Source organism: Pseudomonas sp. P5_B2, from assembly GCF_056400445.1.
Genome location: NZ_JBFULH010000347.1, coordinates 1 through 4376, shown reverse-complemented (window position 1 = coordinate 4376; position 4376 = coordinate 1). Strand labels below are relative to the sequence as shown.

At 58.4% G+C, this 4376-nt stretch carries 2 protein-coding genes and 1 pseudogene; 2 read left to right on the top strand and 1 reads right to left on the bottom strand.

Translation table 11 applies throughout. The features are described 5' to 3' along the window. Together AC1DRJ_RS20045 and AC1DRJ_RS20040 are read left to right on the top strand one after the other, a co-directional pair. Positions 1 to 175: pseudogene (locus AC1DRJ_RS20045) on the top strand (group II intron reverse transcriptase/maturase); the annotation flags it as partial. 106 nt (positions 176 to 281) lie between these two features. Next, complete coding sequence (locus AC1DRJ_RS20040; RefSeq protein ID WP_477803678.1) at positions 282 to 2507, top strand: NEL-type E3 ubiquitin ligase domain-containing protein; 2226 nt, start codon at positions 282 to 284, stop codon at positions 2505 to 2507. A 6-nt stretch (positions 2508 to 2513) separates the two neighbouring features. On the opposite strand, the gene mnmC is transcribed toward AC1DRJ_RS20040, so the two are convergent. After that, positions 2514 to 4376 (bottom strand): bifunctional tRNA (5-methylaminomethyl-2-thiouridine)(34)-methyltransferase MnmC2/FAD-dependent 5-carboxymethylaminomethyl-2-thiouridine(34) oxidoreductase MnmC1 (gene mnmC / locus AC1DRJ_RS20035; protein WP_477803677.1); only part of this gene is annotated, 1863 nt, incomplete at its 5' end.

The window sequence follows — 4376 nt, the reverse complement described above, 5'->3', positions numbered from 1 at the left end:
GATGCGCCTGGGGCTTAGCGAAGCTCGCGCCTGCAAATCAGCCTTCAATGGCCGAGGCCCATGGTGGAGCTCGGGAGCATCTCATATGAATCAGGCGCTGCCGAAGAAGCTATGGGATCAACTTGGGTTGGTCTCGGTACTGGATACGATAAACCGGCTTAGCCGCATAGCTTGAACCGCCGTATACGGATCCGTACGTACGGTGGTGTGAGAGGACGGCGGATGTAAATCCGCCTCCTACTCGATCTGAAATTGCCGAGGCTGACACGCGAAAACTCGCTGTGCAGTTGCTTTCCCGTCTGCGTGGCTGGAGCAATGATGTGCGGATTGAGCTCCGCGAAGGTTCAATTGCCGGCACGTTGTCGGTCAGTGTCGGTAACGAAGACGCAATGCTCAAGCGGGTAATAATCAATACCATGAGCGGTCACGAAGCCTTTGGTAGCGACGGGAAATCGCTTGGGGTTGCTTCGGGGTCAAACAGCCTCTACGGCGCGATCCTGCGCGCGATTCCCGTAGAAAAACGCACCGCCATGGGCATTACCGGAATTGACGACAGTGACGCCTGGCGCTTGTGTGACGATTTGCTGGGCAAGGGTGTTGAGGACAGGGCCGTCACTGAGCGGCTGTTCTCAGGCGCGGCTATCGAGGAGTCGCCTTCGCCTGGAGACTGCCTGCGAGCAGATGAACCGGTGCCCGACTCGACCCACCCTCGAGCGCTGGTTCGCAAGGTCATCAAACTGTACCCGCTGTTTACCGATGCGCAGGCCCGGATGTTTCTCGACGAGTTGGGCAGCGACCACCTGACACGGGCCAGGGCGATCAAAACTCGACAACAAGCACTGAAAAAGCTGCGAGGTGTACTCAGTACCTGGCGCGCGGATGAGACCGGTCGGTTATCGGCGACCGAGAGCCTGAGTGAGCGGCGCCAGAATCGTCAGCAAGTGTCCTCCACCCTGGAGAACAGTTGGCGGCGCCTGTTCTTCATGCGTAATGAAAAGGACGTGTCGGTGCCGGGTTTGAGGCTGGACAAGATGCGCGTCGGCAAGCTYCCGATCCTGCCACCAGAAATCACCTTTGAACACGTGCAATATCTGTCTCTCCAAAACATGGAACTGGATAACGATGTAGCGTATTTCCTCAAGGCGTTCAAAAACCTGGAGTCCCTGGAACTGGGCACCAACAAGCTGACCCTGGTGCCGGAAGCTCTTTCGCAGATGCCGGCGCTCAAACACCTCAGCCTGGCGAGCAACGATCTGCAATTGACCGAGCAGACCTTGAAGAAATTGAACGGAATGCGATCCCTCGAAACCCTCAACCTGAGCGCCAACCAGCGACTTGGCGCAACGCTGGATGTCGGTAGGATGTTTGATCTGCGGTATCTGTCATTGCGGGACACCCGTGCCACCGAAATACCGAAAAACCTGGCGCGATTACCCAATCTGGACCGGGTTGACCTGCGCGAAAACGAGATCAAGGATCTGCCAGAGTGGTTGTTCGGCAGCACCCGGCGGTTCAGCGAAACACTCAACATTCGGCAAAACCCGCTTTCGGACAAAAGCCAGACCCAGCTCAAGCAATTTCGTGAACGGGTCGGCGTCGGCATGGGCTATCTCGAAGACGACATTGCCCGCTTGAATGAGCAAAAGGCGCGGGAACTCTGGTTGCCGGATGAATGGGCGTCAACGGCGCGGACTGCTACATGGACGGCATTCAAGGATGACCCTGCGAGCGATGGAATGTTTCGATTGCTGGCCGAGTTGGGTGACACCGCCGATGCCGAATACGTGCGCGAGGACATGACCCGACGAGTCTGGAGCGTACTGGATGCCACCCAGGCGGATACAGCGTTACGCGATCAGGTATTCAATCTTGCGGCCAACCCGATCAACTGCACGGACTCGGCGGCACTGAATTTCAGCCATCTGGAAGTGGCGATGGAGGTGGACAAGGCGATCAATCCCATCGGGAATGTGCGTTCTACGGCAACAGGTTTGTTGAAGCTGGGGCGCGGTCTGTTTCGGCTTGAGGAACTGGAGAAACTTGCTCAAAGCCACATCAAGAAGGCCCCCACGACTGATCCACTGGAAGTCAGTCTCGCCTATCGAACAGGGTTGGCCAAGAAGCTGGACTTGCCGGGGCAACCCACGCACATGCGCTATGCCTCGTTGAGCGGGGTGAAACAGGCGGACCTCGACAGGGCAGAGGACACGATAAAAAACGCGGAGCTGTCTCAACAATTGAAGCAATTCTTGATTCGCCAGCCGTTCTGGACGGATTATCTGAGCCGCCATTACCCGCGGAAATTTGTTTCGGTCAACGAGACGTATCCGGCAAAGTTGCAAGTGGTATTTGAAAAGGCCGAGAGTCTGACCACGGCCGATTATCTCAGTCAGATCTCGGTGATCAAGGCGGAAAAAGAAACTGCAGAAAATGCCGTTTTCGAGCGCTTGACCCAGGATGTCATGAAAATGGTGGAGCTGAACATTTGCTCTCTGGATGATAGTTGAGCGGTTTCATTTACCCCGGATCAAACGCCGCATGGCAAAACGGTTCGGATGACAGGCTTCGGCCACTGCTCTGGGCAACGGCAGTGGTTCGTCATCCAGCCACGCAGCCAGCAACTCGCCCGACAACGGCGCGGTGATCAGCCCTCGTGAACCATGGCCGCTGTTGACGTACAAACCGTCCAGCCAAGGGCAAGGGATGTCCGGGGTTTGCCGGGCATCCTTGCTCAGCGCGATGTAGGCGTCGGCGAACGCCTGGCTATCGGCCAAGGGGCCGACAATCGGCAAGTAATCCGGGCTGGTGCAGCGAAACGCTGCGCGACCTTCAAGTGCTTCAGGCTGCAAGGTACCTGCGCCGAGCCGAGTAACCAGGTCCTGCGAAATTTCTTCGAGCATGTGCAGGTTACCGGCATGTTCGGCCGCTGTTGGTGTCAGGTCATCGTTGTTGAAATCGAAACTGGCGCCCAGCGTGTGCTCACCCAATCGAGCCGGGGCGACATAACCTTCGGCGCAGACCACGGTGCTCAGGCTTTGGCTCTCAGGTGTCTGTTGCAGGCGAGTGATTTGCCCGCGAATACGTTTGAGCGGCAGTTCGCTGCTGTACGGGAAGCGCTTGATCTCGGCGGCGCCGGCGAGGACCACCACGGGTGCTTCAACTAATAATGATTTGCCATCCCAGGCTTGCCAATGCCCGTCGACACGGCGCAACTCCAGCACATCGTGATGGGTAAACACCTGGATATTCGGGTGCGTCGCTTGCCAGTGGCACAGGGCGGGCGGATGCACCCAGCCGCCCTCGGGGTAAAACAGACCGCCTGATTGCAGCGCGATACCGGCCTGAATCTCGGCGTTTTCCCGATCCAGCACCTGTAGAAGATCTTCGGGAAACGCCGCCGCCAGTTGCGCCTGACGTTGCGCTTCCTTGGCGTTGAAGGCCAGTTGCAGCACGCCGCAATCGTCCCAGTCGACACCGCGCTGCAAATGCTCCAATAGGCGCCGGGTGTGGCCAAATCCACTGACGATCAACTGAGACAATGCAGTGCCATGCGCGGAAAGCTTGAGGTAAAGAACGCCTTGAGGGTTGCCCGAGGCTTCTTGGGCCAGCGCGTCATGACGCTCCAGCAGACTGACCTGCCATCCCCGCGTGGCGAGGCTGGCGGCTGTAGTGCAACCGGCCAGGCCGGCGCCGATTACCAAGGCTCGACGTTCACCGGTCAATGCTGTCGGTCGAGCAAACCAGGGTTTTGCAGCAACGGGGGCCTCGGCGTCTTCGGGCCAACCAAGGAACACACCCCGCAGGATTTCCCACTTGTGGCCAATGCCCGGTGTGCGCTTCATCTTGAAGCCTGCCGCGTTCAACAGCCGGCGYACCCAACCGGTGCTGGTGAACGTGCTGATGGTCGAACCGGGCGCTGCCAGCCGTGCCAGCTCGGCGAACAGTTCGGCGGTCCACATGTCGGGGTTTTTCGCCGGGGCGAAACCGTCGAGAAACCAGGCGTCAACCTGCGCGTCCAATTGCGGCAGCAGCTCCAATGCATCGCCGATCAGCAAGGTCAGTGTCACCCGGCCGTTGTCGAGGATCAGTCGCTGGAAACCTTGATGGATCGCTACGTACTGCGCGAGCAATGGATCGGCGAACCGTTTGAGTTCTGGCCATAACGCCAGGGCCCGTTGCAGATCAGGCAAGCTCAGCGGGTATTTTTCGACGCTGACAAAATGCAGTCGGGCACCGGCCAGCGCGTGCTGTTCAAACAGTTGCCAGGCGCACAGGAAATTCAATCCGGTACCAAAACCGGTCTCGCCAATGACCAGTCGACCGCCGTCCGGCAGCGCGGCGAAACGTTCACGCAGATTGTTCTGTTCAAGGAACAC